The 23,142-nt window shown below is 61.3% G+C and carries 31 protein-coding genes and 4 pseudogenes; all 35 read right to left on the reverse strand.

What is annotated here, in order from left to right; genetic code table 11:
• Positions 1-13 precede the first annotated feature (13 nt).
• The 35 genes and pseudogenes from rplQ to rpsJ all read right to left on the reverse strand — a co-directional run bounded on the left by rplQ (position 14) and on the right by rpsJ (position 23,103).
• A pseudogene (gene rplQ, locus LDP01_RS07735) lies at positions 14-575 on the reverse strand (50S ribosomal protein L17).
• Between the two features lie 66 nt (positions 576-641).
• A complete protein-coding gene (locus LDP01_RS07740) occupies positions 642-1,652 on the reverse strand; it encodes a DNA-directed RNA polymerase subunit alpha (protein WP_011775567.1) in 1,011 nt (336 codons plus the stop codon).
• Positions 1,653-1,801: 149 nt separating this feature from the next.
• Entirely contained in the window at positions 1,802-2,203 is a 402-nt protein-coding gene (gene rpsK / locus LDP01_RS07745; RefSeq protein ID WP_014922380.1) for a 30S ribosomal protein S11, read from the reverse strand.
• A 51-nt stretch (positions 2,204-2,254) separates the two neighbouring features.
• On the reverse strand, positions 2,255-2,632 hold the full coding sequence (rpsM, locus tag LDP01_RS07750) for a 30S ribosomal protein S13 (protein WP_011775569.1): 378 nt from the start codon (positions 2,630-2,632) through the stop codon (positions 2,255-2,257).
• Between the two features lie 196 nt (positions 2,633-2,828).
• Positions 2,829-2,942 carry a 50S ribosomal protein L36 gene (gene rpmJ / locus LDP01_RS07755; protein ID WP_011775570.1) on the reverse strand — a complete coding sequence of 38 codons (114 nt, stop codon included), beginning with the start codon at positions 2,940-2,942 and terminating at the stop codon, positions 2,829-2,831.
• Positions 2,943-3,014: 72 nt separating this feature from the next.
• A complete protein-coding gene (gene infA, locus LDP01_RS07760; protein WP_011775571.1) occupies positions 3,015-3,236 on the reverse strand; it encodes a translation initiation factor IF-1 in 222 nt (73 codons plus the stop codon).
• A 194-nt stretch (positions 3,237-3,430) separates the two neighbouring features.
• Positions 3,431-4,441, reverse strand: coding sequence for a P1 family peptidase (locus LDP01_RS07765; protein ID WP_224088303.1), 1,011 nt, complete (start codon positions 4,439-4,441; stop codon positions 3,431-3,433).
• Between the two features lie 68 nt (positions 4,442-4,509).
• Entirely contained in the window at positions 4,510-5,337 is an 828-nt protein-coding gene (gene map, locus LDP01_RS07770; protein ID WP_224088304.1) for a type I methionyl aminopeptidase, read from the reverse strand.
• A gap of 33 nt (positions 5,338-5,370) precedes the next feature.
• Positions 5,371-6,282 (reverse strand): NAD-dependent epimerase/dehydratase family protein, encoded by a 912-nt coding sequence (locus LDP01_RS07775; RefSeq protein WP_224088305.1) that lies wholly within the window; start codon positions 6,280-6,282, stop codon positions 5,371-5,373.
• 13 nt (positions 6,283-6,295) lie between these two features.
• A complete protein-coding gene (locus tag LDP01_RS07780) occupies positions 6,296-8,053 on the reverse strand; it encodes a class I adenylate-forming enzyme family protein (protein ID WP_224088306.1) in 1,758 nt (585 codons plus the stop codon).
• Positions 8,046-9,314, reverse strand: coding sequence for a cytochrome P450 (locus LDP01_RS07785; protein WP_224088307.1), 1,269 nt, complete (start codon positions 9,312-9,314; stop codon positions 8,046-8,048). The genes LDP01_RS07780 and LDP01_RS07785 overlap by 8 nt, the downstream gene beginning before the upstream one ends.
• Entirely contained in the window at positions 9,271-10,059 is a 789-nt protein-coding gene (locus tag LDP01_RS07790) for a glycosyltransferase family 2 protein (protein WP_224088309.1), read from the reverse strand. The genes LDP01_RS07785 and LDP01_RS07790 overlap by 44 nt, the downstream gene beginning before the upstream one ends.
• Positions 10,056-11,111, reverse strand: a complete 1,056-nt coding sequence (locus tag LDP01_RS07795) for a 3-oxoacyl-ACP synthase III family protein (RefSeq protein ID WP_224088311.1) — start codon at positions 11,109-11,111, stop codon at positions 10,056-10,058. Before LDP01_RS07795 ends, LDP01_RS07790 begins: the two co-directional genes overlap by 4 nt.
• A gap of 110 nt (positions 11,112-11,221) precedes the next feature.
• Positions 11,222-11,791 (reverse strand): adenylate kinase, encoded by a 570-nt coding sequence (locus LDP01_RS07800; protein WP_224091119.1) that lies wholly within the window; start codon positions 11,789-11,791, stop codon positions 11,222-11,224.
• A 5-nt stretch (positions 11,792-11,796) separates the two neighbouring features.
• Positions 11,797-13,108 (reverse strand): annotated as a pseudogene (gene secY, locus LDP01_RS07805) (preprotein translocase subunit SecY).
• A 186-nt stretch (positions 13,109-13,294) separates the two neighbouring features.
• Positions 13,295-13,778, reverse strand: a pseudogene (gene rplO, locus LDP01_RS07810) (50S ribosomal protein L15).
• The gene (gene rpmD, locus LDP01_RS07815) at positions 13,778-13,984 is read right to left on the reverse strand and encodes a 50S ribosomal protein L30 (protein ID WP_216925092.1); all 207 of its coding nucleotides are present in this window, start codon (positions 13,982-13,984) and stop codon (positions 13,778-13,780) included. The pseudogene rplO and the gene rpmD overlap by 1 nt, the downstream one beginning before the upstream one ends.
• A 2-nt stretch (positions 13,985-13,986) precedes the next feature.
• The gene (gene rpsE / locus LDP01_RS07820; protein ID WP_216925200.1) at positions 13,987-14,658 is read right to left on the reverse strand and encodes a 30S ribosomal protein S5; all 672 of its coding nucleotides are present in this window, start codon (positions 14,656-14,658) and stop codon (positions 13,987-13,989) included.
• 29 nt (positions 14,659-14,687) lie between these two features.
• A complete protein-coding gene (gene rplR / locus LDP01_RS07825; RefSeq protein WP_223933973.1) occupies positions 14,688-15,071 on the reverse strand; it encodes a 50S ribosomal protein L18 in 384 nt (127 codons plus the stop codon).
• Between the two features lie 3 nt (positions 15,072-15,074).
• Positions 15,075-15,611, reverse strand: a complete 537-nt coding sequence (rplF, locus tag LDP01_RS07830; protein ID WP_144659422.1) for a 50S ribosomal protein L6 — start codon at positions 15,609-15,611, stop codon at positions 15,075-15,077.
• Between the two features lie 18 nt (positions 15,612-15,629).
• A complete protein-coding gene (rpsH, locus tag LDP01_RS07835; RefSeq protein WP_216925090.1) occupies positions 15,630-16,028 on the reverse strand; it encodes a 30S ribosomal protein S8 in 399 nt (132 codons plus the stop codon).
• Positions 16,029-16,105: 77 nt separating this feature from the next.
• Positions 16,106-16,694, reverse strand: a pseudogene (gene rplE, locus LDP01_RS07840) (50S ribosomal protein L5).
• Positions 16,694-17,053, reverse strand: a complete 360-nt coding sequence (gene rplX, locus LDP01_RS07845; RefSeq protein WP_062073171.1) for a 50S ribosomal protein L24 — start codon at positions 17,051-17,053, stop codon at positions 16,694-16,696. Before rplX ends, rplE begins: the two are co-directional and overlap by 1 nt.
• A gap of 3 nt (positions 17,054-17,056) precedes the next feature.
• Positions 17,057-17,425, reverse strand: a complete 369-nt coding sequence (gene rplN, locus LDP01_RS07850) for a 50S ribosomal protein L14 (protein ID WP_003803789.1) — start codon at positions 17,423-17,425, stop codon at positions 17,057-17,059.
• Positions 17,426-17,780: 355 nt separating this feature from the next.
• Entirely contained in the window at positions 17,781-18,077 is a 297-nt protein-coding gene (rpsQ, locus tag LDP01_RS07855) for a 30S ribosomal protein S17 (RefSeq protein ID WP_142938371.1), read from the reverse strand.
• Entirely contained in the window at positions 18,074-18,394 is a 321-nt protein-coding gene (gene rpmC, locus LDP01_RS07860) for a 50S ribosomal protein L29 (RefSeq protein ID WP_275959788.1), read from the reverse strand. The genes rpsQ and rpmC overlap by 4 nt, the downstream gene beginning before the upstream one ends.
• A 2-nt stretch (positions 18,395-18,396) precedes the next feature.
• Positions 18,397-18,813: a 50S ribosomal protein L16 gene (gene rplP / locus LDP01_RS07865; protein ID WP_003803795.1), complete on the reverse strand. Its 417-nt coding sequence runs from the start codon at positions 18,811-18,813 to the stop codon at positions 18,397-18,399.
• Positions 18,814-19,635: a 30S ribosomal protein S3 gene (gene rpsC, locus LDP01_RS07870; RefSeq protein ID WP_224088313.1), complete on the reverse strand. Its 822-nt coding sequence runs from the start codon at positions 19,633-19,635 to the stop codon at positions 18,814-18,816.
• Complete coding sequence (rplV, locus tag LDP01_RS07875; RefSeq protein WP_090817766.1) at positions 19,636-20,001, reverse strand: 50S ribosomal protein L22; 366 nt, start codon at positions 19,999-20,001, stop codon at positions 19,636-19,638.
• A 38-nt stretch (positions 20,002-20,039) separates the two neighbouring features.
• Complete coding sequence (gene rpsS / locus LDP01_RS07880) at positions 20,040-20,321, reverse strand: 30S ribosomal protein S19 (RefSeq protein WP_011775591.1); 282 nt, start codon at positions 20,319-20,321, stop codon at positions 20,040-20,042.
• A gap of 12 nt (positions 20,322-20,333) precedes the next feature.
• Positions 20,334-21,173 carry a 50S ribosomal protein L2 gene (gene rplB / locus LDP01_RS07885; protein ID WP_011775592.1) on the reverse strand — a complete coding sequence of 280 codons (840 nt, stop codon included), beginning with the start codon at positions 21,171-21,173 and terminating at the stop codon, positions 20,334-20,336.
• A 29-nt stretch (positions 21,174-21,202) separates the two neighbouring features.
• Entirely contained in the window at positions 21,203-21,508 is a 306-nt protein-coding gene (gene rplW, locus LDP01_RS07890; RefSeq protein ID WP_011775593.1) for a 50S ribosomal protein L23, read from the reverse strand.
• The gene (gene rplD, locus LDP01_RS07895; protein WP_223933977.1) at positions 21,505-22,122 is read right to left on the reverse strand and encodes a 50S ribosomal protein L4; all 618 of its coding nucleotides are present in this window, start codon (positions 22,120-22,122) and stop codon (positions 21,505-21,507) included. Before rplD ends, rplW begins: the two co-directional genes overlap by 4 nt.
• A gap of 4 nt (positions 22,123-22,126) precedes the next feature.
• A complete protein-coding gene (gene rplC / locus LDP01_RS07900) occupies positions 22,127-22,777 on the reverse strand; it encodes a 50S ribosomal protein L3 (RefSeq protein WP_026539807.1) in 651 nt (216 codons plus the stop codon).
• 17 nt (positions 22,778-22,794) lie between these two features.
• A complete protein-coding gene (rpsJ, locus tag LDP01_RS07905) occupies positions 22,795-23,103 on the reverse strand; it encodes a 30S ribosomal protein S10 (protein WP_003803825.1) in 309 nt (102 codons plus the stop codon).
• Positions 23,104-23,142: the final 39 nt, after the last annotated feature.

Genomic DNA, 23,142 nt, shown 5'->3' on the forward strand with positions numbered 1-23,142 from the left:
AGAATTCAGTGAATTACTTCTTTTCCTCAGCGGCCGGAGCCTCTTCGGTTTCAGCAGCTTCAGCGTCAGCAGCCTCAGCCTCAGCGGCCGGAGCCTCTTCGGTTTCAGCAGCTTCGGTCTCTACAGCCTCGGTCTCAACAACCTCTTCCTCAGCAGCCGGGGCAGCCTTGGCAGCAGCAGCGGTTGCTTCAGCAACTACGGCCTGCTTCGGGGAAACCGGCTCGAGGACGAGCTCGATGACAGCCATGGGAGCGTTGTCGCCCTTGCGGTTGCCGATCTTGGTGATACGGGTGTAGCCACCATCGCGGTTGGCAACGGCGCCGGCGATGTCGGTGAACAGCTCGTGGACGATGCCCTTGTCGCTGATCAGGCCGAGAACGCGGCGGCGGGACGAGAGGTCGCCACGCTTGGCGAAGGTGACCAAACGCTCTGCGTACGGCTTCAGGCGCTTGGCCTTGGTGACCGTGGTGGTGATGCGCTTGTGCTCAAACAGAGCAGCTGCCAGGTTCGCGAGCATCAGGCGCTCGTGAGCCGGGGCCGCCTCCGAGGCGCGGACCCTTAGTGGGGGTAGGCATAATAATTTCTCCTGTTGTGTAAGCCGGTCAGGTCCATCGCTGGACCTGACGGCCAAGATCTGCTTTTTAGAGCTCGTCGTCGCTGAACGCGGCGTCGTCCTCTTCGATGGCTGCGGCGCGGGCTGCGAGGTCGAAACCGGGAGGGGAGTCCTTGAGGGACAGACCCAGTTCGACGAGCTTTGCCTTGACCTCGTCAATGGACTTCGCACCGAAGTTACGGATGTCCATCAGGTCAGCCTCGGAGCGGGCAACGAGTTCACCCACGGTGTGGATGCCCTCACGCTTGAGGCAGTTGTAGGAACGGACGGTAAGGTCCAGATCCTCGATCGGCAGAGCCATGTCCGCTGCCAGGGCAGCGTCCGTCGGCGACGGGCCAATCTCGATACCTTCAGCTGCGGTGTTCAGCTCACGAGCCAGACCGAACAGTTCCACCAGGGTGGTGCCTGCAGAAGCAACGGCGTCGCGCGGAGCGATTGCCTGCTTGGTCTCGACGTCGACAATGAGCTTGTCGAAGTCAGTGCGCTGCTCAACACGGGTAGCTTCCACGCGGAAGGTTACCTTCATGACCGGCGAGTAGATCGAGTCAACCGGAATACGGCCGATCTCGGAGTCGCCGGACTTGTTCTGAGCTGCCGAAACGTAGCCACGGCCGCGCTCGATGGTCAGTTCGAGTTCGAACTTGCCCTTCGAGTTCAGGGTGGCAATGTGCAGATCCGGGTTGTGGAATTCGACGCCGGCCGGCGGAGCAATGTCCGCGGCGGTGACGACTCCGGGGCCCTGCTTGCGCAGGTAAGCAACAACCGGCTCGTCGTGCTCGGAGGAAACCGAAAGGTTCTTGATGTTCAGGATGATCTCGGTGACATCTTCCTTGACACCCGGAACCGTGGTGAACTCGTGCAGCACGCCATCGATCCGGATGCTGGTTACAGCGGCACCGGGGATGGAGGAGAGCAGGGTACGGCGGAGGGAGTTTCCGAGGGTGTAGCCGAAGCCCGGCTCCAGCGGTTCAATGATGAAACGGGAGCGGTTCTCGGATACAACTTCTTCAGACAGGGTGGGGCGCTGTGCAATGAGCACTTAGGTTTCCTTTCGGCGAGCATCCGCTATATGACGCAACACAGGTGGTGGAAATCGGCTTCGGTTTCCAGCCTGACCAGCCGGGCCATGCTTGTAGATGGTCTAAACCATGTACAGCAGGCCCGGCCGGTCAGACAGGGAATACCTAATTAGACGCGGCGGCGCTTCGGCGGGCGGCAACCGTTGTGGGCGCTGGGGGTGACGTCCTGGATGGAGCCAACCTCAAGGCCAGCAGCCTGAAGCGAACGGATTGCGGTTTCGCGTCCGGATCCCGGACCCTTGACGAATACGTCAACCTTGCGCAGACCGTGCTCCTGAGCGCGCTTTGCAGCAGCTTCAGCAGCCATCTGGGCAGCGAACGGGGTGGACTTACGGGAGCCCTTGAAGCCAACCTCACCGGCGGAAGCCCAGGAGATTACAGCACCGTTCGGGTCCGTGATGGAGACGATGGTGTTGTTAAAGGTGCTCTTGATGTGCGCCTGGCCAAGCGCAATATTCTTCTTATCCTTGCGACGCGGCTTACGAACCGCTCCACGAGTCTTCGGGGGCATTGTTTCTCCTACAGAAAGTTATCGGGGGAAAACCAGGTCAATCCCGAGGGATTAACGTCCGGCCTTCTTCTTGCCGGCGACGGTGCGCTTCGGGCCCTTGCGGGTACGAGCGTTGGTCTTCGTACGCTGTCCGCGTACGGGCAGGCCCTTGCGGTGGCGCAGGCCTTCGTAGCTGCCGATCTCAACCTTGCGGCGGATGTCAGCGGCTACCTCGCGGCGAAGGTCACCCTCAACCTTGTAGTTGCCTTCAATGTAGTCACGCAGCTGGACCAGCTCGGCGTCAGTCAGGTCCTTGACGCGAACGTCAGCGCTGATGCCGGTGGCAGCCAGGGTTTCGTGTGCACGGGTCTTGCCCACGCCGTAGATGTAAGTAAGCGCAATTTCCAACCGCTTTTCGCGGGGAATGTCTACGCCAGCGAGACGAGCCATAGTGGCGGTACTCCTTGAATAAACCGGAGGTCGTAGGCAGTACACCCACACGATCCGTGTGGCCCCAGCCTCCGACCGGGGGTACGTTGACCAGGCTCTGTAATGCAGTCCTGGCACAACTTGTGCTGCCTTTATTTACTTGCGTGGGCTAGCAACCCAGGTTTGCCCTTGCGGGCGCTGATTCCCAGAAGGGGAATTAGCCCTGGCGCTGCTTGTGGCGCGGGTTCTCGCAGATCACCATGACCCGGCCGTTACGGCGGATCACTTTGCACTTGTCGCAGATCTGCTTGACGCTCGGCTTGACCTTCATGGCGTTCCTTTGCGTGTTTTGCAGTTGATCTGCTGGAGCGGCTTGGCACTATTGCCTGGGCCGCCCAGCAATTTACTTGTAGCGGTAGACGATACGACCACGTGTGAGGTCGTATGGGCTCAGCTCCACCACTACCCGGTCCTCGGGGAGGATTCGAATGTAGTGCTGACGCATCTTCCCAGAGATGTGTGCGAGAACGACGTGCTTGTTGGTGAGCTCAACACGAAACATCGCATTGGGCAGCGCCTCAGTCACAACGCCCTCGATCTCAATGACCCCGTCCTTCTTGGCCATATCCTCCGCTAACTGTTGTTTGCCGCTGTCCTCCGGTTAGGCACCGAAAATCCAACGGACGTTTTTTGTTTGCTTGGCCCTCTTGGAACCACGACACTAAAAGGGCGTGGCTGCACAGACAACCAACAAATAACTCTACGCCAATGGGGCCGGAAAGTTAAATCCGTCTATGGTAGCGCACGTACCGCCGCCCGTCACTCCCCTACGGTCCGGTAAGCAGGGAAGTCTCCTGCCGCCGTCGTGACACTTTCGGCGGCTTCAACACCGTCCAGGATCGCCAAACGCACGGCCTCAGCTGCGGCGCTTTGGAGCGTTATGAGCGATACCTGCCGTGCCTGCTCACTACTGCGATCAAGCCCGACGGCGCCAGTCGCCAGAGTGAAAACGGTGTCACCGTCCGCCAAAGTGTGGGACGGATCCAACGCCCGCGCGAGCCCGGCGTGCCCAGCGCTGGCGGTCCGCTTGCACTCAGCAACGTCCAGAACAGCATTCGTAGCGACAACGACGAGCGTTGTGTTGAGACCTTGGGGAGAAACGACCGGAGCAGAGGGAGACGTGCCCTGGGGGCCCGGAACCCGGCCGCGCGCGTCCAAGGGAGGAACGACCGAGCGCGCAGAGGGTTGCGGGCCCCCACTCACGGGCGCACCCAGCGCGTTGACTACTGCTATGGCACCGACGATGATCCCACCGTCGAGCGTAATCGAGGATGTTCCGACGCCACCTTTGTACTGTCCGCGCGCAATCACCGCGCCAGTGCCTGCGCCAACGTTTCCACGCCCGACGGCGGCGTGGTCACCTGAGGCGAACGCTGCGGCGGCTGCCTGATAACCCATGTCGGCGCCTGGTCGCGCTTTGACGTCACCACCGCGTCCGAGGTCGAAGATGGCTGCTGCCGGAACGATCGGCACTACAGTCCCTGGAACCGCAAAGCCCCTGCCCTGCTCCTCACACCAGAGCTGGGCACCAGCAGCTGAGACGAGGCCGAACGCACTGCCACCCGTCAGCACGATGGCATCGACCGTGGATACCAACGTCGTCGGATCCAGAGCATCAGTTTCATGCGTACCTGGACCTCCCCCGCGCACGTCCACTGATCCCACGGTTCCCACAGGCGGAAGGACGACTGTCACGCCAGAGAGCCACCCGCCGTCGTTCTTCTGGACGTGGCCAATACGGATGCCCGGTACATCGGTGATCGCATTCATGGCTTCATTGTCCACCTGGAGGCAACGCCCTAAGCCGCAGCACGCCGACCGGGAGCCGGCCCGCCCGGTTACGGGATCGGGACGGGCACGACGCCGAGCGGCGCCAACTGCTCGGCGCCTCCGTCCGGGGCGGACAGGACCCAGATGCCCTTTTCGTGCACGGCCACCGAGTGTTCCCACTGGCAGGAGCGCTTGCCGTCGGTGGTGACAACAGTCCAGTCATCATCCAGGGTGGCAGTCTCGATGCCACCGCGCACCAGCATGGGTTCAATGGCGAGGCACAGTCCCGGGCGGATCTTCGGGCCGCGGTGATTGGTGCGGTAATTCAGGACGTCGGGGGCCATATGCATTTCCGAACCGATGCCGTGGCCAACATAGTCCTCCAGGATGCCCAAGGTCTTACCGGGGACGGAAGAAACGTAGTCATCAATCGCATTGCCGATGTCGCCGACGAACTTGCCCTTGGCCAGCGCAGCAATCCCTCGCCACATGGCGGCCTCAGTGACATCCGAGAGGCGCTGGTCCTCAGGGTCTGCCGTGCCAACGATGACAGTGCGGGCGGAGTCCGAGTGCCATCCGTCCACGATGCAGCCGCCGTCGATGGAAATAATGTCGCCATCGTTGAGGACACGGTTTCCTGGGATGCCGTGGACCACTTCCTCGTTCACTGACGTGCAGATGGTGGCGGGAAAGCCGTGGTAGCCAAGGAAGTTTGACTTGGCCCCGGCGTCATTGAGGACTGCCGCGAAAACGTCGTCGAGGTCCTTGGTGGTGACGCCTGCCTTGGCCGCCGCAACGGCAGCGTCAAGGGCACGGCTGAGGACCAAACCGGCCTCGTGCATCTTGCGCATTTGCTCGTTGGTTTTGTACTCGATGCGGGGCTGACCGAACGCCATGTTCTCCTCTGGATGGTTTGCTGTAGGAGCCCATCAGGCCCCATGCTCCAACCATTTTCCCGCATCGGAGAGCGTGGTCGAAATTGGTTCGATTCCCAGCTCTTCCCGGAGCCGCTCCAAACGGTAGGTTCTGTCCCGTCCGAGCTGGCTGACGGCGTAGCGCGTGAGGCGTGGTGCCCGGCCGGAAGCGAGGGCAACGGCTTCGGAAATACCGGCAAGTGCCATGGCAGCGGGCTCCGGAATGTACCTGATACCCGCCCCGGCGTGGCCAGTAACAGCAAGTACCTTCCTCAACACGGTCCCAAGCTCCACAGGCTCCGCGTCGGCCACGTTGATGGCACCTCGGGCATCGGACTGGCAAGCTGCCAGCGCTGCCTCTGTCAGGTTGTCAACATGCGTGAGCTGATGACGAATACCGGCATGGCCCACGGTGAGGAGCCTTCCGTGGCGTACGTTGCTGATCAGGCGCGGCATCAGCGTCCGATCGCCCGGTCCATAAACTCCATGTGGCCGAAGAACCACGGCATTGCGATGCCGACGTGCCTCCACGTCGGCGAGCGCCTTGCTGCTTGCGTAGGCGTTGAGGTGGCGCACAGCCACCTCATCTTCGCCGCGGTTGGTACAGGGCTCCCACCACGGGTAGACACTTGAACTTGAAACGTGCACCAGCCGCGTTGTTGGGTAGGCCTCAACCACGGCACGGGTACCCAGCACATTCGTGCGGTAGAACATGCCTGCGGGGCCCCAGTCCGCCACGTGGGCGGCGGCGTGGACCACCGCGTCCACGGCCGGCATTCGGCCAGGCGGCACACCCGTTAGGTCCCAATACGTCAGCCCAGGGCCTTGGCGCCGTGCGAAACGAACAACTTCCCACCCCTTGGCCTCGGCGGCAGCGGCGACTGCTCCCCCTATGAAGCCTGTGGCCCCGGTAACCGCGATTTTCACTGCGCCGCGGCCTTCACAGCGCTACGCCTTTATCAGCGGACTTGCGGGCAAATTCGCGTCGAAGCGCTTCCCGGTCCGGCTTCTTGTGGCGTCCGCCGACAGGGATGGCATCCACGATTTCGATGTGGTCGGGGAGAGCGGATTCGTCAATCATCTCCGGGAGGACCTTGGTCAGCTTTGCTTTCAGCCCCCCGTCCGCCCCTGGGTTCCCCTTTGCAGCCACGACGGCCAGCCACACAGCTTCATCACCGATCCCGTCGGGAACCCCGACCATCACGGCCTGCTGAACTCCTGGCACGGAAGTGATCAGCGGTTCATACAGGGCAGGGTAAATGTTGGTCTTGCCCCGGATGATCATGTCCTTCTTGCGCCCGATCATCACCAAGCGCGCGGGACCCGTTCCGGGGCCGGCCGCACCGTGGTCCAGCCGCACCAGGTCTCCGGTGGCGTGCTCAATCATGGCTTCCTCACCCAGATATCCGTGACACATGTTCGGTCCCCGGGCGTACAGTTCGTGGTCCTCCCCTACCCGGATGCCGACGGCGGGCAGTGGCTCTCCGAGGAAATCGCCTTCGCCACTTCCATCCGGCGACGTGAATTCGGCATCAGCGCCGGACGCAAAGGCCAGCTTTTCCCTACCATCGGCCACGGCAATCGGCAGCAACTCCGTCATGCCGTAGATGAGTTTGAACTCGACGCCGGGAAGCAGTGCCGTTGCCCGTTTCAAGAACGGAGCAAGCACCGGCGCGGCTCCAAGCATTACTGTCCGCAGTGTTGCGGGGAGCGTGACGCTGCCGTCCTCGATGCCGTCCAGGATGGGCGCCAACTGGGACGGCACAAGGAAAAGGTGCGTCGCGCCGTCGTACGAGTCCTCTTTGCCAGCCACCGGCCCAAGCTCGCGTGCCAAGCGAAGAGGGTCAATGTGCGCTGAGAAGCCATAGCCGGGCATGGTCCAGTGCGCACCGGCGATGAGTGCCGGCAAGCCCATCATGAGCTGCTCGGAGTGGATGCGATCGCCCTCGCCAAAGGTACAGCGCTGGCTGAGCTGCTCGAATCCTGCCCCAAGCGAACGCCGGGTGTGTACTACGCCCTTCGGCGCACCGGTGGTCCCTGACGTAAAAATGATCACGGCTTCCTGCCCGGAGGAAGCCCCCGGGGAGGGCGGAACGATATCCCTGGGAAGCCCCGGACTGGCGAGTCGCTTCACCGGGGTCGCGCCTCGGGGAACACCGGGGAGCCATGGGCCGGAATAGTAGTGCCGGACGTCCATGGCACCATAATCCGGCAGCAGCAATCCCCGCCGCCGGGCCAGCGGCCGCAGTGGGCTCCGCGTACTGAGGGCGTACAGAAGGGACTCCGAGGCAGCCCACCGCGGCGCAGCCAGCCTGGCCCGGTCATGGAAAAGAGACGGTCCGATTCCTGGATCGATGAACACTACGGAACCACCGGCGCGGACGGCCCCCAGGGCCAGGATGAACGCTGCCGGGCTGGGGCGGACCGAGAAGAGCATCCGTTCACCGGCACCAAAGCCGTCATCATGGAGATGCCTGGCCGTAGCATCTATGCCTTTGACCAATTCGCGGTATGTGATGGTCCGTCCTGGTCGGAGCCGGCCGGGACGCCGTAGTCGCCCTGGAACATGGTTCCAGAGGGAAAATCTGCCAGGCGCCGTGATCGCGGGGCTCTCTGGCACGCGCCCGGCTGCGGCGTAGACGGCTTCGATAAGATCGGTGCCGGACGAAGTACCTTCCCACAATGCGTCATCAGGCATTGACCAGCTCCAACTTTCTGTATCCGGGAATCAGCACACCTTTGCTCACTTGCCGGGACGAGACGAGCCACGGGTGCCGGGCATACCTGTCCAGGAGCAAAGACAGCGTCGCATTGATCTCGGCCATGGCCAACGGCATGCCGATGCAAAAGTGCGGACCCGCACCGAACCACAGCTGACGCGCCTGCGGCGGGGTGGGAATCCCGGGTTCGAATCTGCCCAGGCTCTTGGAGGCGTGAACAGTCGATAGCAAAAGACGGTCCCCCGCTCGGATAGCGACTCCGCCAAGGGTGCAAGGAGAAACAGCGTCCCTCAGCATCATCGGGGACGGCACGGTGAACCGTAATGCCTCGTTCACGGCCGAGGCAACACCGGTGCGATCCTCAACCAGTCCTGCAAGCCGTCCACTGTCAGCCAACAGGGCAATCAGCCGCGGAACGAAGGACACCAGCGTCTCTGTTCCCACCATCACGAATGCGCTGATGATGCCCATGGCCTCCTCCTCGGTCATGCCGAGTGCGCGCAGCCTGCCTGGAAACGTTTGGGGGTCGCTCTTCCGGTACGCTGCCCGCGCCGGTCCTGCCAAAACCCCGACGGCGGATCTTCCCTTGGCGATCTGCCTCACGGTCAGCGTGGGGCGCCCCAGGCGGACGAGGGAAGAGATGGAAGACCCTAAATTGAAGAGTTCCTTATTGGGCAACCGGCCAGGTGCATCATCCGGCACGCCCAGCAGCCTGGAGATGACTCCCCCGGCAAGCTCCTTGACGCAGTCCACCAGATCCACGTGCACACCTGCGTCCAGTCCGTGGTGTAAGCGGTCATGAAGCGACGCAGCCGCCGGCTCGACAATCGCCGCCACCGAGCCTGGAGTGAAGAGGTCGGCAAGCTTGCGCCGCAGCTCCCTGTGCTCCGTGCCGTCCATGTTCACCAACGCCTTTGGTCCCACTACGGGAGTCCAGAGCGCACCTGAACCCGACGGTCCGTTCTTGATGAACCGCTGGGTATCCATGAGAACGTCACGCACCAAGGCGGCTTCGCTGACAAGGATCCCCAGACCGGGCAAACGCATCACCGGCCGCATGCTGCCCAGCCCACGAATCGCCGGGTAGAGCAATGGATGCGCCCCCAGTTGAACACGCTGTTCCCAGCGTTCGGCCTTGCTCATGAGGCCGCTGGATATCCTGCCGCTGGGCTTTCTGCCGTTGGTTATCACGGCGTCACCGGATGTCCACATGCTCTGGGCGGTACCGGTGGTCCGCATACCAAGCCAGGGTGTTCTTCAAACCCCAGGCTTTGACCCGCCGTGACGAGCCGTACACCACAACATCCCGGCGCAACCCGTAATTGCGGGTCAGCTTTCGCACGCGGTTGGACAACGCGCGGTCTTCATGGAGGTCTTCAATTCTGGTCCGCGGGAACCCACCTGAACGGTGATACATATCTGCCGTGATCGCCATATTGCACCCTGGAAGCATCTGATAAGGGCCCAGATATCCGTCACCTTTGTTGCCGGGGCGAATACGTCCGAAGAAGGATGCGATCTCAACTGCCAGGAGCATCATCCTCCGCTCCCCCGCACTGATGCCTTCATCCTCACGGGGCACAAGCTGGCCGGCGATGAGTTCCAGGCCGTCGTTGAAGGCCCGGACAATCCTCGCGGTCCAATCCGGCGCAGCGAGGCAATCGGCATCCGTCCGGGCCAGCCACCTCGCGCCATGCTCCACACCGAAGCGCATGCCGGTATCCGCGGCCGCGCCCGTCCCCTTCTCGGCTTCATGGACAAGCCTGATGTCCATAGCGGGATGGGCTGCGGCGAACTCTGCCACGATCGAACAGCTGGAGTCCGTCGATCCGTTGTCTACAACCACCACCGTGAAGTCCTGGTGCTCCTGGGCCGCAAGAGAGTCCAACGTCTGCCGGACAAGCTTCTCTTCGTTCAGCATGGGCACGGCGATGGACAGCGGCCGGGTACGGGCCGTGCTTCCGGGATGGTGTTCCGGCGTCACAGCCGCACCACCGCCATACCCAGGCTCACGCCGCCGGCGAGTCCCACCAATGCCACAAGATCTCCCGGACCGCAGCGTCCACTGTCCACGGCGAGTTTCAATTGCAGGGGCAAGCTAACTGAGGCCAAATTTCCGAAGTCCTCTACCGAAGGAACCAGCAACTCACGCGGAACACCGGCCCGTTCCGCAAAGACCTCCCGGTACGGTGCACTCACCTGGTGCACGCAAACCACGGCGAAGTCCGTCCACTGCAGACCCAGGCCGTCCAAAGTTTCGTCCAGGACGCCGCAGCCCAAATCCAGAAAAGCGTCCTTGAGCTTCTCACCGTCCATGGTGAAATAGGTGGCTTCCGGATCGCGCGGATAAGCAGATCCACCTGCAGCCAAGGTGCCGACAGACCAGTGGCTGCTGCGGGCAGTGAAGCCCATACCAAGAATGCCTGCCGGCCCCGCCTCCAGTCCGTTGGACGCCATCGCCGCCGGACCGGCAGGTTCAAGCAACACTGCCGCACCGCCGTCGCTCATGGTGTACCCGGGAAAGCTTGATGCGAAAGTGCCAAAGTCCGGAACCCTCCAACGGACCGCCCGCGACGGCGACTCCCCCGTGACCACCAGGACCCGGGAATACCGTCCCGTGGCAATCAGGGCATCGCCCACTTCCAGGCCGTTCAGGAAACTGTTGCACGCATTCTTCACATCCATCACAGGGCAGCAGAGTCCGAGTTTGGCGGCGGCCATGTGGCCCGTAGCCGGTTCCACCATGTCCTGGCTGGCGGACGCGAAGATGAGGAGGTCTATGTCCGGGGCCTGCAGGCCACATTCAGCAAGGAGCTTCGCCGCAGCATTGGCGGCAAGGTCCGATGCTTGCTCGGAGTCTGCCATGACGCTCCGGGAGCGGATCCCGGTAACACGGGAGATCAAGCCCTTGGGTACCCGGAACCCCGGACTAGACTCACCAATACGGCGTTCGACGGCGGAAGACTCCAGGCGCGCAGGTGGAAGGTAAACCTCCAAACCCGCAATCCTGCTGTGTCCGGAAAGAGCTGTTTGCATGCGGTTCCCCCAAAACTGCCGCGAAACGAAAAGGGTGTGTCCCGCACCAATGGTACGGGACACACCCTTTGCTCCAGCGCCGACGATCCGGCTATGTGGAAAAGCCCTCGCTAGACGGCCTTGGCCGACTCGATGGCGGTGAGAACGCGGTCGGTGACTTCGTCGATGCCGCCGATTCCGTCCACCTGCGTCAGGATGCCACGCTCGGCATACTTGGCAACAACGGCCTCAGTCTGCTCGTGGTAGAGGTCCAGCCGGTGACGGATGACGGCCTCATTGTCGTCAGAGCGCCCGGTTTCCTTCGCACGGCCCAGCAGGCGGGACACCAGTTCTTCGTCGTCGGCAGTCAGCTGGAGCACGACGTCGAGCTCCTGCTCGCCTTCAGCGAGGATCTGGTCCAGGTAGTCGACCTGCGCGGTGGTGCGCGGGTAGCCGTCCAAAAGGAAGCCGTTCTCGACGTCGCTCTGGCTCAGGCGGTCACGAACCATGTTGTTCGTGACGCTGTCCGGAACGAAGTCCCCTGCGTCCATGTATTTCTTGGCTTCAATGCCCAAAGGGGTTTCGCCCTTAACGTTGGCACGGAAGATGTCGCCGGTGGAGATGGCGACTACGCCGAGGCGCTCGGAAATCCGCTCAGCCTGCGTACCCTTACCCGAACCGGGAGGTCCAATGATCAGCATTCTCGTCATCGCAAAAGCCCTTCGTAGTGACGTTGTTGTAGCTGCGCATCAATCTGCTTGACGGTTTCCAGGCCGACACCCACCATGATCAGGATTGACGTGCCACCAAACGGGAAGTTTTGGTTGGCGTTGATCAGGACGAGTGCAACCAGCGGAATCAACGCCACGAAGCCCAGATAGAAGGCTCCAGGCAGGGTGATCCTGGAAAGCACGTACTGCAGGTAGTCCGCGGTCGGTTTACCCGCCCGGATGCCCGGAATGAACCCGCCGTACTTCTTCATGTTGTCCGACACTTCTTCAGGGTTGAAGGTGATGGCCACATAGAAGTAGGTGAAGAACACGATCATGGCGAAGTACAGCGCCATGTAGATGGGGTGGTCGCCGCGGGTGAGGTTGTTGTTGATCCACTCGACCCATGGCGCCAGCTGTTCCCCTGGCTTCGGCTGGTTGAACTGCGCAATCAGGCCCTGGCAGGTACAGCATGGAGGAAGCGAAGATGACGGGCACGACGCCGGCCATGTTCACCTTGATGGGGATGTAAGTGCTGGTGCCACCCACGGTGCGGCGTCCAATCATGCGCTTGGCATATTGGACCGGAACCCGCCGCTGGGACTGTTCCACGAAGACCACCAATGCCACCGTGAGCAGACCCACAGCCAGGACGGTGAAGAACGTTCCCGGCCCCTTGGAGGTCCAGATGGAACCCAATGATCCAGGGAAGCCTGCAGCGATGGAGGTGAAAATGAGCAGCGACATACCGTTGCCCACACCCTTTTCCGTGACGAGCTCGCCCATCCACATGATGAGGCCGGTACCGGCCGTCAGCGTGATGATGATGAGGATGGTGGTAATGATGCTCTCATCAGGAATGATCGGGAGGTTACAGCCCGGAAGCAGCTGGCCGGAACGGGCCAAGGACACCAGGGTGGTGGCGTTCAACAGGCCAAGCGCGATGGTGAGGTACCGGGTGTACTGGGTCAACTTCGATTGGCCCGAAGAGCCCTCTTCGTAGAGCTGCTGGAACCGGGGAATAACCACCCGGAGCAGCTGCACGATGATGCTCGCCGTGATGTAGGGCATGATGCCCAGGGCAAAGATCGAGACCTGCAGCAACGCGCCGCCGCTGAACAGGTTAACCAGCTGGTAGATGCCCTGCGAGGTGTCACCGGTGTTCAAGCATTGCTGGACATTCTGGTAGTTCACACCAGGCGAGGGGATGAAAGCTCCCAAGCGGAAGATTGTGATGATTCCCAGCGTGAACAACAACTTGCGTCGCAAATCAGGCGTCCGAAACGCCCGGCCGAATGCGCTTAGCAAGCGTCCTCCTGAGTAGAAAGTACAAGGATGTGGATGGGCTCAATGAAACCCAACAACCGAGTCTAGCTGCTTGTGACGCCGTCGTAATAATCGAGAGTCCACTTTCACGCAAAAAATCCCGGCATACGGGGCCGAAGCCCCGCATACCGGGATCTTTTTTACAACGGGCATCAGCCCCACTGGCTCTTAGAGAGCAGTGGTGCTTCCACCTGCTGCAGCAATCTTTTCAGCAGCGCTGGAAGAGAAAGCGTGGGCGGTGACGTCAACCTTGACGGTGATGTCGCCGGTGCCCAGGACCTTGACGGGCTGGTTCTTGCGAACGGCACCCTTCTCAACCAGGGACTCAACGGTGACAGCGCCACCTTCCGGGAACAGCTCGTTGAGCTTGTCCAGGTTCACAACCTGGAACTCAACCCGGAACGGGTTCTTGAAGCCGCGCAGCTTCGGCAGGCGCATGTGCAGCGGCAGCTGGCCGCCGGCAAAGCCAGCCTTTACCTGGTAGCGGGGCCTTCGTACCCTTGGTACCGCGACCAGCGGTCTTACCCTTGGAGCCTTCACCACGACCAACACGGGTCTTGGTGGTCTTGGCACCCGGGGCGGGACGCAGGTGGTGGACCTTCAGAGCGTTCTGCTTCTCAGCAGCCTCTGCAGCGGTCTTGTTCTCGGCCATTACTTCGCCTCCTCTACATTCACGAGGTGCGGAACCGTGTTGAGCATTCCGACGGTCACGGCGTCGGCGTCACGGACAACAGTGTGTCCGATGCGCTTCAGGCCGAGGGACCGGAGGGTAGCCTTCTGGTTCTGCTTGGCGCCGATGACGCCCTTGATCTGGGTGATCTCCAACTTGGCGTCGGAGGGAGTCAGGTTCTTAGCCATGACTAAACACCTGCCTTCTGGTTCTGGAGCGCGCGCACCAGAGCAGCAGGAGCAACCTCGTCCAGCGGCAGGCCACGGCGGGCAGCCACCGAAGCGGGCTCTTCGAGCTGCTTCAGAGCGTCAACGGTCGCGTGAACGATGTTGATCGCGTTGGAGGAACCGAGCGACTTGGAGAGGATGTCGTGGATACCCACGCACTCCAGTACCGCGCGGACCGGACCACCGGCGATAACACCGGTACCGGCGGAAGCCGGACGCAGCAGGACAACGCCTGCAGCAGCCTCACCCTGCACACGGTGCGGGATGGTGTTGCCAACGCGGGGAACGCGGAAGAAGGACTTCTTGGCCTCTTCGACGCCCTTTGCGATAGCAGCGGGAACTTCCTTGGCCTTGCCGTAGCCGACGCCAACCATGCCGTTGCCGTCACCGACGACGACGAGTGCGGTGAAGCTGAAGCGACGACCACCCTTGACGACCTTGGCAACGCGGTTGATGGTTACAACGCGCTCTACGAACTGGCTCTTCTCGGCTTCGCGCCCGCCGTCGCGGCCACCACGGCCACCACGGTCGCCGCGGCCCTGGCCACGCTCGCCGCGCTCGCCACGACGTCCGCCGCGGCGGTCGTCGGTAGCGGGTGCGGTCTCAGTTGCTTCAGCAGCTACAGCTTCAGTCACCTGAATGTCCTTTTCGTTATTTTCAACGGTCACAGTGCCAGCCCACCTTCGCGAGCACCGTCAGCGACGGCGGCGATGCGGCCGTGGTACTTGTTACCGCCACGGTCGAAGACAACAGCTTCGACGCCTGCAGCCTTGGCACGCTCGGCAACGAGCTCACCCACGCGCTTGGCCTTGGCAGTCTTGTCTCCGTCGAGTGCGCGAAGGTCAGCTTCCAGGGTGGAAGCGTAAGCCACGGTTACACCCTTGCTGTCATCGACAACCTGGACGAAGATGTGGCGGGCCGAACGGTTGACGACCAGACGAGGACGTACAGCCGTGCCGGTGATGCGCTTGCGGATACGAAGCTGGCGACGGCTGCGTGCAGCAGACTTGCTCTTGTTCGTACGCTTCTTGTTAATTGCGATGGCCATGGTTTACTTACCAGCCTTTCCGACCTTGCGGCGGATGACTTCGCCGGCGTAACGGACACCCTTGCCCTTGTAGGGGTCAGGCTTGCGCAGCTTGCGAATGTTGGCAGCAACCTCGCCGACCTGCTGCTTGTTGATACCCGCAACAGAGAGCTTGGTCGGACCCTCTACTACGAAGGTGATGCCTTCGGGTGCCGAGACATTAACCGGGTGGCTGAAGCCAAGAGCGAACTCCAGGTCAGAACCCTTTGCCTGAACGCGGTAACCAGTACCAACGATTTCAAGCTTCTTCTCGTAGCCCTCGGTAACGCCCTGGATCATGTTGGCGATCAGGGTGCGGGTCAGGCCGTGCAGCGAACGCGAGTTGCGCTCGTCGTTCGGGCGGGTGACCGTGAGAGTGTTCTCTTCCAGGGAAACCTCGATCGGGCTGGCTACAGTGTGGCTCAGCTCTCCCTTGGAACCCTTGACGCTGATGACGGAGCCATCGAGCTTGACCTCAACTCCGGCAGGAACGGTGATGGGGAGACGTCCAATACGTGACATTATTCTCTTCCTTTCCCGTTACCAGACGTACGCGAGGACTTCGCCGCCCACGCCCTTCTTGCCGGCCTGCTTGTCAGTCAGGAGGCCGGAAGAGGTGGACAGGATAGCGATACCCAGGCCACCCAGCACGTGAGGCAGGTTGGTGGACTTCGCGTATACGCGGAGGCCGGGCTTGGAGATGCGGCGGACGCCAGCGATGGAACGCTCGCGGTTCGGACCGAACTTCAGGTCGATGGTCAGCTTCTTGCCAACCTCGGCGTCTTCTTCCTTCCAGCCGGCAATGTAGCCTTCTGCCTTCAGGATGTCAGCAACGCGTGCCTTCAGCTTGCTGTACGGCATGGTCACGGTGTCGTGGTATGCCGAGTTTGCATTGCGCAGACGCGTGAGCATGTCTGCGACAGGATCTGTCATAGTCATTTGGGCTATAGCCCTTCCTCATAACGGTTTCCGCAGCGCCCGCTCTTGCGAGCCACGCTGCCGGACCTGTTACGTAGTTAGTTTTCGGTCTTGAACGGGAAACCAAGCGCCTTGAGCAGCGCGCGGCCTTCGTCGTCGGTCTTGGCAGTGGTGACGACCGTGATGTCCATACCGCGAACGCGGTCGATGGAGTCCTGGTCGATTTCGTGGAACATAACCTGCTCGGTCAGACCGAAGGTGTAGTTGCCGTTGCCATCGAACTGCTTGCCGTTGAGGCCGCGGAAGTCACGGATACGCGGCAGAGCCAGCGATACCAGACGGTCCACGAATTCCCACATGCGGTCTCCACGCAGAGTTGCGTGTGCACCGATCGGCATGCCTTCGCGCAGCTTGAACTGTGCGATCGACTTGCGGGCCCTTGGTTACCTGCGGCTTCTGGCCGGTGATCAGGGTGAGGTCGCGGACAGCGCCGTCGATCAGCTTGGAGTCCTTGGCGGCATCTCCAACACCCATGTTCACAACAACCTTCACCAGGCGGGGAACCTGGTTCACGTTCGCGTAGCTGAACTCGTCCTGCAGGGACTTCTTGATGGTCTCTGCATACTTCGTCTTCAGACGAGGAACGATCTTCGTTTCGACGGTGGTCTCAGACAGTGTCTCACTCATCAGATGTCCTTCCCGGTGGCCTTGGACACGCGGATCCGGACGGTCTTGGTAGCGCCATCCTTCTCAACGGTGTCGAGACGGAAACCAACACGGGTCGGCTTCTTGGTCGACGGGTCAACCAGAGCAACGTTGGAAACGTGGATCGGGGCCTCAACAACCTCGATGCCACCGGTCTTGGTGCCGCGCTGCGACTGACCGACCTTGGTGTGCTTGGTGACGCGGTTGATTCCCTCTACCAGCACGCGGTTGGTGTCCGGGAATACGCGCAGGACCTTGCCCTGCTTGCCGCGGTCGCCGCCACGTTCCTGCTTGGCGCCGGTGATGACCTGAACGAGGTCACCCTTTTTGATCTTAGCCATGGACTAAAGCACCTCCGGGGCCAGCGAAACGATCTTCATGAACTTCTTGTCGCGAAGTTCACGACCAACCGGGCCGAAGATACGGGTACCGCGGGGGTCACCGTCGTTCTTCAGGATCACAGCTGCGTTTTCGTCAAACTTGATGTAGGAACCATCCGCACGGCGGCGTTCCTTCTTGGTACGGACGATGACCGCCTTGACGACGTCGCCCTTCTTTACGTTTCCGCCGGGAATAGCGTCCTTGACGGTAGCGACGATGACGTCGCCAATGCCTGCGTAGCGACGACCGGATCCACCGAGAACGCGAATGGTAAGGATTTCCTTAGCACCCGTGTTGTCGGCGACCTTGAGTCGCGACTCCTGCTGAATCAATTTTTACTCCTTGCGTCGCGCCGGTTCTCAGACCGAAATCATGCATACGGAATGAGCCTTGCGGAACGGTTGATCGGGGTGTCTCTTGACCTGCCTGGATTTTGCCAGAACAGGCCTAAACGCCCGTGCCACGAGCATCAGCTTCCCTTGCAGAAAACTCTGCGCGGGGCAGTATGCAGCGGCACGATTGTTTACGAGGTAGTCGATGACGCACAAATGGCGCCATACAAACTCAATATCCTAGCATGTTTCGCTGGTCTTTCCGAAACGTGCCGGGAACGCGGAAGGGCCCCGCGTTCCATGCAGAACGCGGACCCTTCCAGCGAATCCAAACCGGGCAAGCCCGGCGTCGGATTTACTTGGCCTTTTCGAGGATCTCCACCAGGCGCCACCGCTTGGTAGCGGACAGCGGGCGGGTCTCAGAGATGAGAACGAGGTCGCCGATGCCGGCGGTGTTCTCTTCGTCGTGAGCCTTGACCTTCGAAGTGCGGCGAATAACCTTGCCGTACAGAGCGTGCTTCACGCGGTCTTCAACCTGAACAACGATGGTCTTTTCCATCTTGTCAGAGACAACGTAGCCGCGACGCGTCTTACGGTAACCGCGCTGTTCAGCGCTGGCTGCTGCTTCCGTCACAGTTTCCTTCTCGCTCACTTGGCGTCCTCTCCAGCTTCAGCTTCGGCAGTTTCAGCCTTGGCAGCCTTCTTGGACTTCTTTTCTTCCTTGGCTTCCACAACCGGTGCGGCAACCTCGGCACGAATGCCCAGCTCGCGCTCACGCAGAACGGTGTAGATGCGTGCGATGTCCTTCTTTACCGCGCGCAGGCGACCGTGGTTCTCCAGCTGACCGGTGGCGGACTGGAAACGCAGGTTGAACAGCTCTTCCTTGGACTTGCGGAGTTCTTCAACGAGACGCTCGTTGTCGAAACCGTCCAGCTGTGCGGGTGCGAGATCCTTCGACCCTACTGCCATTTCTATTCACCACCTTCGCGACGCACAATGCGTGCCTTCAACGGGAGCTTGTGGATTGCCAGGCGCAGGGCCTCGCGAGCTACCTCTTCATTGACACCGGAGAGTTCAAAGAGAACCCGGCCCGGCTTGACGTTTGCGACCCACCATTCCGGAGAACCCTTACCGGAACCCATACGGGTTTCAGCAGGCTTCTTCGTCAGCGGACGGTCCGGGTAGATGTTGATCCAGACCTTACCGCCACGCTTGATGTGGCGGGTCATCGCGATACGGGCGGACTCGATCTGACGGTTCGTCACGTATGCCGGGCTCAGGGCCTGGATACCGTACTCACCGAAGCTGACCTTGGTGCCACCCGTTGCAGCGCCGGAACGACCCGGGTGGTGCTGCTTACGGTGCTTGACTCGACGTGGGATAAGCATTTAAGCCTCTCCTCCTTCTGCTGCAGGAGCAGCAGCTTCAGCGGCCGGTGCTTCAACGGCAGCGGGTGCTGCCTCAGCTGCCGGACGGTCGTTACGACGACGGCGGTCGCCACCCGGGCGGCCCGGACGGTCTCCTGCGCGGCCACGGGACGGAGCAGCAGCTGCCTGCTGAGCCAGTTCCTTGGCGGTTACGTCACCCTTGTAGATCCAAACCTTCACACCGATGCGGCCGAAGGTGGTCTTGGCTTCGTAGAAGCCGTAGTCGATGTTCGCGCGGAGCGTGTGCAGGGGCACACGGCCTTCGCGGTAGAACTCCGAGCGGGACATTTCTGCGCCACCCAGACGACCCGAGCAAGCAACACGGATACCCTTGGCACCCGCACGCTGTGCGGACTGCATGGCCTTCTTCATCGCACGGCGGAAAGCCACGCGGGAAGTCAGCTGCTCAGCGATGCCCTGGGCAACAAGCTGTGCTTCCATCTCGGGGTTCTTGACCTCGAGGATGTTCAGCTGAACCTGCTTGCCAGTGAGCTTTTCGAGCTCGCCGCGGATGCGGTCTGCCTCGGCGCCACGGCGACCGATGACGATACCCGGGCGTGCCGTGTGGATATCCACGCGGACACGGTCACGGGTGCGCTCGATCTCAACCTTGGCGATGCCGGCGCGCTCCATGCCCGTGGACATGAGCTGACGGATCTTGATGTCCTCGCGGACGAAGTCCTTGTAGCGCTGTCCGGCCTTGTTGCTGTCAGCAAACCAGTGCGAAACGTGGTCGGTGGTGATGCCGAGTCGGAACCCGTGCGGGTTTACTTTCTGTCCCACTTAGCGAGCCTCCTCTTTCTCCGGGGTTGCGACGACCACGGTGATGTGGCTGGTCCGCTTCCTAATGCGGTAGGCGCGGCCTTGGGCACGCGGCTGGAACCGCTTCATGGTCGGGCCTTCATCAACGAATGCTTCGCTGATGAACAGGTCGCTGTCGTCGAATGCAACGCCGTCACGGTCCGCGAGGACACGTGCGTTGGCCATTGCCGACTGAAGTACCTTGAATACCGGCTCCGAAGCTGCCTGGGGGGCAAACTTCAGAATTGCCAGAGCCTCATTCGCTTGCTTACCACGAACAAGGTTGACGACGCGCCGGGCCTTCATAGGCGTTACGCGGATGTGACGCGCAATAGCCTTGGCTTCCATTGCTTTCCTTCTCTCGTCTAAGACGTAAAGTCAGGCGCCTAGCGGCGCTTGCCCTTACGGTCGTCCTTAACATGGCCGCGGAATGTCCGCGTGGGAGCGAATTCGCCGAGCTTGTGCCCGACCATCGACTCAGTGACAAACACCGGGATGTGCTTGCGTCCGTCGTGTACGGCGATCGTGTGCCCGAGCATGTCGGGGATGATCATCGAACGGCGGGACCAGGTCTTGATGACGTTCTTGGTGCCCTTATCGTTTTCCCGTGCGACCTTCACAAAGAGGTGCTGGTCAACGAAAGGACCTTTTTTCAGGCTGCGTGGCATGTGTCCAGGCTCCTATCGCTTGTTCTTGCCAGTACGGCGGCGACGAACAATAAGCTTGTCGCTCTCTTTGTTCGGACGGCGGGTACGGCCCTCGGGCTTGCCGTTCGGGTTAACCGGGTGACGTCCACCGGAAGTCTTACCTTCACCACCACCGTGCGGGTGGTCAACCGGGTTCATGGCTACACCACGGACGGTCGGGCGAACGCCCTTCCAGCGCATACGGCCGGCCTTGCCCCAGTTGATGTTCGACTGCTCGGCGTTGCCGACCTCGCCGACGGTTGCGCGGCAGCGCACGTCAACGTTGCGGATTTCACCGGAGGGCAGACGCAGCTGGGCGAAACGGCCTTCCTTGGCAACGAGCTGTACCGAAGCACCTGCGGAACGTGCCATCTTGGCGCCGCCACCCGGACGCAGTTCAACTGCGTGGATTACGGTACCAACCGGGATGTTGCGCAGCGGCAGGTTGTTGCCCGGCTTGATGTCAGCGTCGGGACCAGCCTCGACGAAGTCACCCTGGGACAGCTTGTTGGGAGCGATGATGTAACGCTTGGTGCCATCAACGTAGTGCAGGAGTGCGATGCGAGCCGTGCGGTTCGGGTCGTACTCGATTTCGGCAACGCGGGCGTTGATGCCGTCCTTGTCGTGACGACGGAAGTCGATTAGACGGTACTGGCGCTTGTGCCCACCACCCTTGTGACGGGTGGTGATCTTACCGGAGTTGTTACGGCCGCCAGTCTTGTGCAGCGGACGCAGCAACGACTTTTCCGGAGTCGATCGCGTGATTTCAGCAAAGTCGGCTACGCTCGAGCCACGACGGCCCGGGGTAGTCGGCTTGTATTTACGGATTCCCATAATTTATTTCCTCGTTAAAGTGGTCTCCGCTACGCGAGCGGACCGCCGAAGATGTCGATTGTGCCTTCTTTGAGGGTGACAATTGCACGCTTGGTGCTCTTGCGCTGTCCCCAGCCGAATTTGGTGCGCTTGCGCTTACCGGCACGGTTGATGGTGTTGATCGAGTCAACTTTGACCGAGAAGATCTTCTCTACGGCCAATTTGATCTCGGTCTTGTTCGAGCGAGGGTCCACCAGGAAGGTGTACTTGCCTTCGTCGATCAGACCGTAGCTCTTTTCCGATACGACGGGTGCAAGCACGACGTCGCGCGGGTCCTTGATGGTGGTTACGCTCACTTGGAGGCCTCCTCGTTCTTGGCCTTGTCAGCGACGAACGCCTCGAAAGCAGCCTTGGTGAAGACCACGTCGTCGGAGATGAGAACGTCGTAGGTGTTCAGCTGGTCTGCGTACAGAACGTGAACATCTGCGAGGTTGCGCACGGAGAGTGCAGCGACGTCGTTGGCGCGCTCGATGACAACGAGCAGGTTCTTGCGCTCGGAGACTGCACGCAGCGAAGCCAGTGCTTCCTTGGCGGACGGCTTGGTGCCGGCAACCAGTTCAGCGATGACGTGGATGCGACCGTTGCGGGCGCGGTCAGACAGGGCGCCGCGGAGAGCAGCAGCCTTCATCTTCTTGGGGGTGCGCTGGCTGTAGTCACGAGGGGTCGGACCGTGGACAACGCCACCGCCGGTCATGTGAGGAGCACGGATGGAACCCTGACGGGCGCGGCCGGTGCCCTTCTGCTTGAACGGCTTGCGACCTGCACCGGAAACCTCGGCGCGGGTCTTCGTCTTGTGGGTACCCTGACGGGCAGCAGCGAGCTGTGCGACGACGACCTGGTGCAGCAGCGGCACGTTGGTCTGGACGTCGAAGATCTCTGCAGGCAGGTCTACCTTGACAGTGCTAGTCATCTAACTAGGCTCCCTTCACGGCGGTGCGTACGAGTACGACCTGGCCGCGGGCACCGGGGACGGCACCCTTGATAAGGAGCAGCGACTTCTCAACGTCAACAGCGTGAACCGTGAGGTTCAGCGTCGTGTGACGCTCGGCGCCCATGCGGCCGGCCATTTTCAGGCCCTTGAAGACGCGGCTCGGGGTGGATGCGCCACCGATGGAGCCAGGCTTACGGTGGTTCTTGTGGGCACCGTGGGAAGCGCCAACGCCGTGGAAGCCGTGACGCTTCATAACACCGGCAAAGCCCTTACCCTTGGAGGTTCCAACGACGTCGATCTTCTGGCCGGCTTCGAAGATCTCGACAGAGAGCTCCTGGCCCAGCTCGTAGGATGCGGCGTCTGCGGTACGCAGTTCGACAACGTGGCGGCGAGGAGTTACGCCTGCCTTTTCAAAGTGACCAGCCAGCGGCTTGGTGACCTTGCGGGGGTCGATCTGGCCGTAGCCGATCTGGACGGCGACGTAGCCATCTACCTCTGCGTTGCGCAGCTGGGTGATGACGTTGGAGTCAGCCTGGACGACAGTTACCGGGATGAGCTTGTTGTTCTCGTCCCAGACCTGGGTCATGCCGAGCTTCGTGCCCAGCAGGCCCTTTACGTTACGGGTTGCGGTCATAGTCTCTCAGCACCTCCCTAGAGCTTGATTTCGATGTTCACGTCTGCAGGCAGGTCGAGACGCATAAGCGAGTCAACAGCCTTCGGCGTGGGGTCGATGATGTCGATCAGACGCTTGTGAGTACGCATTTCGAAGTGCTCACGGCTGTCCTTGTACTTGTGCGGAGAGCGGATAACGCAGTACACGTTCTTCTCCGTCGGAAGCGGCACCGGGCCGACTACCGTTGCGCCTGCGCGCGTGACCGTCTCAACGATCTTCCGCGCTGAAACATCAATGACCTCGTGGTCATATGACTTCAGCCGGATGCGGATTTTTTGTCCCGCCATGTCGCCTGACTCTCTTTCAGCTAGTGCTGCTCTAGTTAG

The sequence above is a fragment of the Arthrobacter sp. StoSoilB13 genome, assembly GCF_019977255.1.
Lineage (GTDB): Bacteria > Actinomycetota > Actinomycetes > Actinomycetales > Micrococcaceae > Arthrobacter.

Excerpts from the sequence above, each read along its gene's own strand:
- rpsK (WP_014922380.1), bottom strand. The coding sequence starts at position 2,203 with ATGCCCCCGAAGACTCGTGGAGCGGTTCGTAAGCCGCGTCGCAAGGAT.
- rpsM (WP_011775569.1), bottom strand. The coding sequence starts at position 2,632 with ATGGCTCGTCTCGCTGGCGTAGACATTCCCCGCGAAAAGCGGTTGGAA.
- rpmJ (WP_011775570.1), bottom strand. The coding sequence starts at position 2,942 with ATGAAGGTCAAGCCGAGCGTCAAGCAGATCTGCGACAAGTGCAAAGTG.
- infA (WP_011775571.1), bottom strand. The coding sequence starts at position 3,236 with ATGGCCAAGAAGGACGGGGTCATTGAGATCGAGGGCGTTGTGACTGAG.
- LDP01_RS07765 (WP_224088303.1), bottom strand. The coding sequence starts at position 4,441 with ATGAATGCGATCACCGATGTACCGGGCATCCGTATTGGCCACGTCCAG.
- map (WP_224088304.1), bottom strand. The coding sequence starts at position 5,337 with ATGGCGTTCGGTCAGCCCCGCATCGAGTACAAAACCAACGAGCAAATG.
- LDP01_RS07780 (WP_224088306.1), bottom strand. The coding sequence starts at position 8,053 with ATGCCTGATGACGCATTGTGGGAAGGTACTTCGTCCGGCACCGATCTT.
- LDP01_RS07785 (WP_224088307.1), bottom strand. The coding sequence starts at position 9,314 with ATGCGGACCACCGGTACCGCCCAGAGCATGTGGACATCCGGTGACGCC.
- LDP01_RS07795 (WP_224088311.1), bottom strand. The coding sequence starts at position 11,111 with ATGCAAACAGCTCTTTCCGGACACAGCAGGATTGCGGGTTTGGAGGTT.
- LDP01_RS07800 (WP_224091119.1), bottom strand. The coding sequence starts at position 11,791 with ATGCTGATCATTGGACCTCCCGGTTCGGGTAAGGGTACGCAGGCTGAG.
- rpmD (WP_216925092.1), bottom strand. The coding sequence starts at position 13,984 with ATGGCTAAGAACCTGACTCCCTCCGACGCCAAGTTGGAGATCACCCAG.
- rplR (WP_223933973.1), bottom strand. The coding sequence starts at position 15,071 with ATGGCCATCGCAATTAACAAGAAGCGTACGAACAAGAGCAAGTCTGCT.
- rplF (WP_144659422.1), bottom strand. The coding sequence starts at position 15,611 with ATGTCACGTATTGGACGTCTCCCCATCACCGTTCCTGCCGGAGTTGAG.
- rpsH (WP_216925090.1), bottom strand. The coding sequence starts at position 16,028 with ATGACTATGACAGATCCTGTCGCAGACATGCTCACGCGTCTGCGCAAT.
- rplX (WP_062073171.1), bottom strand. The coding sequence starts at position 17,053 with ATGGCTAAGATCAAAAAGGGTGACCTCGTTCAGGTCATCACCGGCGCC.
- rpmC (WP_275959788.1), bottom strand. The coding sequence starts at position 18,394 with ATGGCAGTAGGGTCGAAGGATCTCGCACCCGCACAGCTGGACGGTTTC.
- rplP (WP_003803795.1), bottom strand. The coding sequence starts at position 18,813 with ATGCTTATCCCACGTCGAGTCAAGCACCGTAAGCAGCACCACCCGGGT.
- rplV (WP_090817766.1), bottom strand. The coding sequence starts at position 20,001 with ATGGAAGCCAAGGCTATTGCGCGTCACATCCGCGTAACGCCTATGAAG.
- rpsS (WP_011775591.1), bottom strand. The coding sequence starts at position 20,321 with ATGCCACGCAGCCTGAAAAAAGGTCCTTTCGTTGACCAGCACCTCTTT.
- rplB (WP_011775592.1), bottom strand. The coding sequence starts at position 21,173 with ATGGGAATCCGTAAATACAAGCCGACTACCCCGGGCCGTCGTGGCTCG.
- rplD (WP_223933977.1), bottom strand. The coding sequence starts at position 22,122 with ATGACTAGCACTGTCAAGGTAGACCTGCCTGCAGAGATCTTCGACGTC.
- rplC (WP_026539807.1), bottom strand. The coding sequence starts at position 22,777 with ATGACCGCAACCCGTAACGTAAAGGGCCTGCTGGGCACGAAGCTCGGC.
- rpsJ (WP_003803825.1), bottom strand. The coding sequence starts at position 23,103 with ATGGCGGGACAAAAAATCCGCATCCGGCTGAAGTCATATGACCACGAG.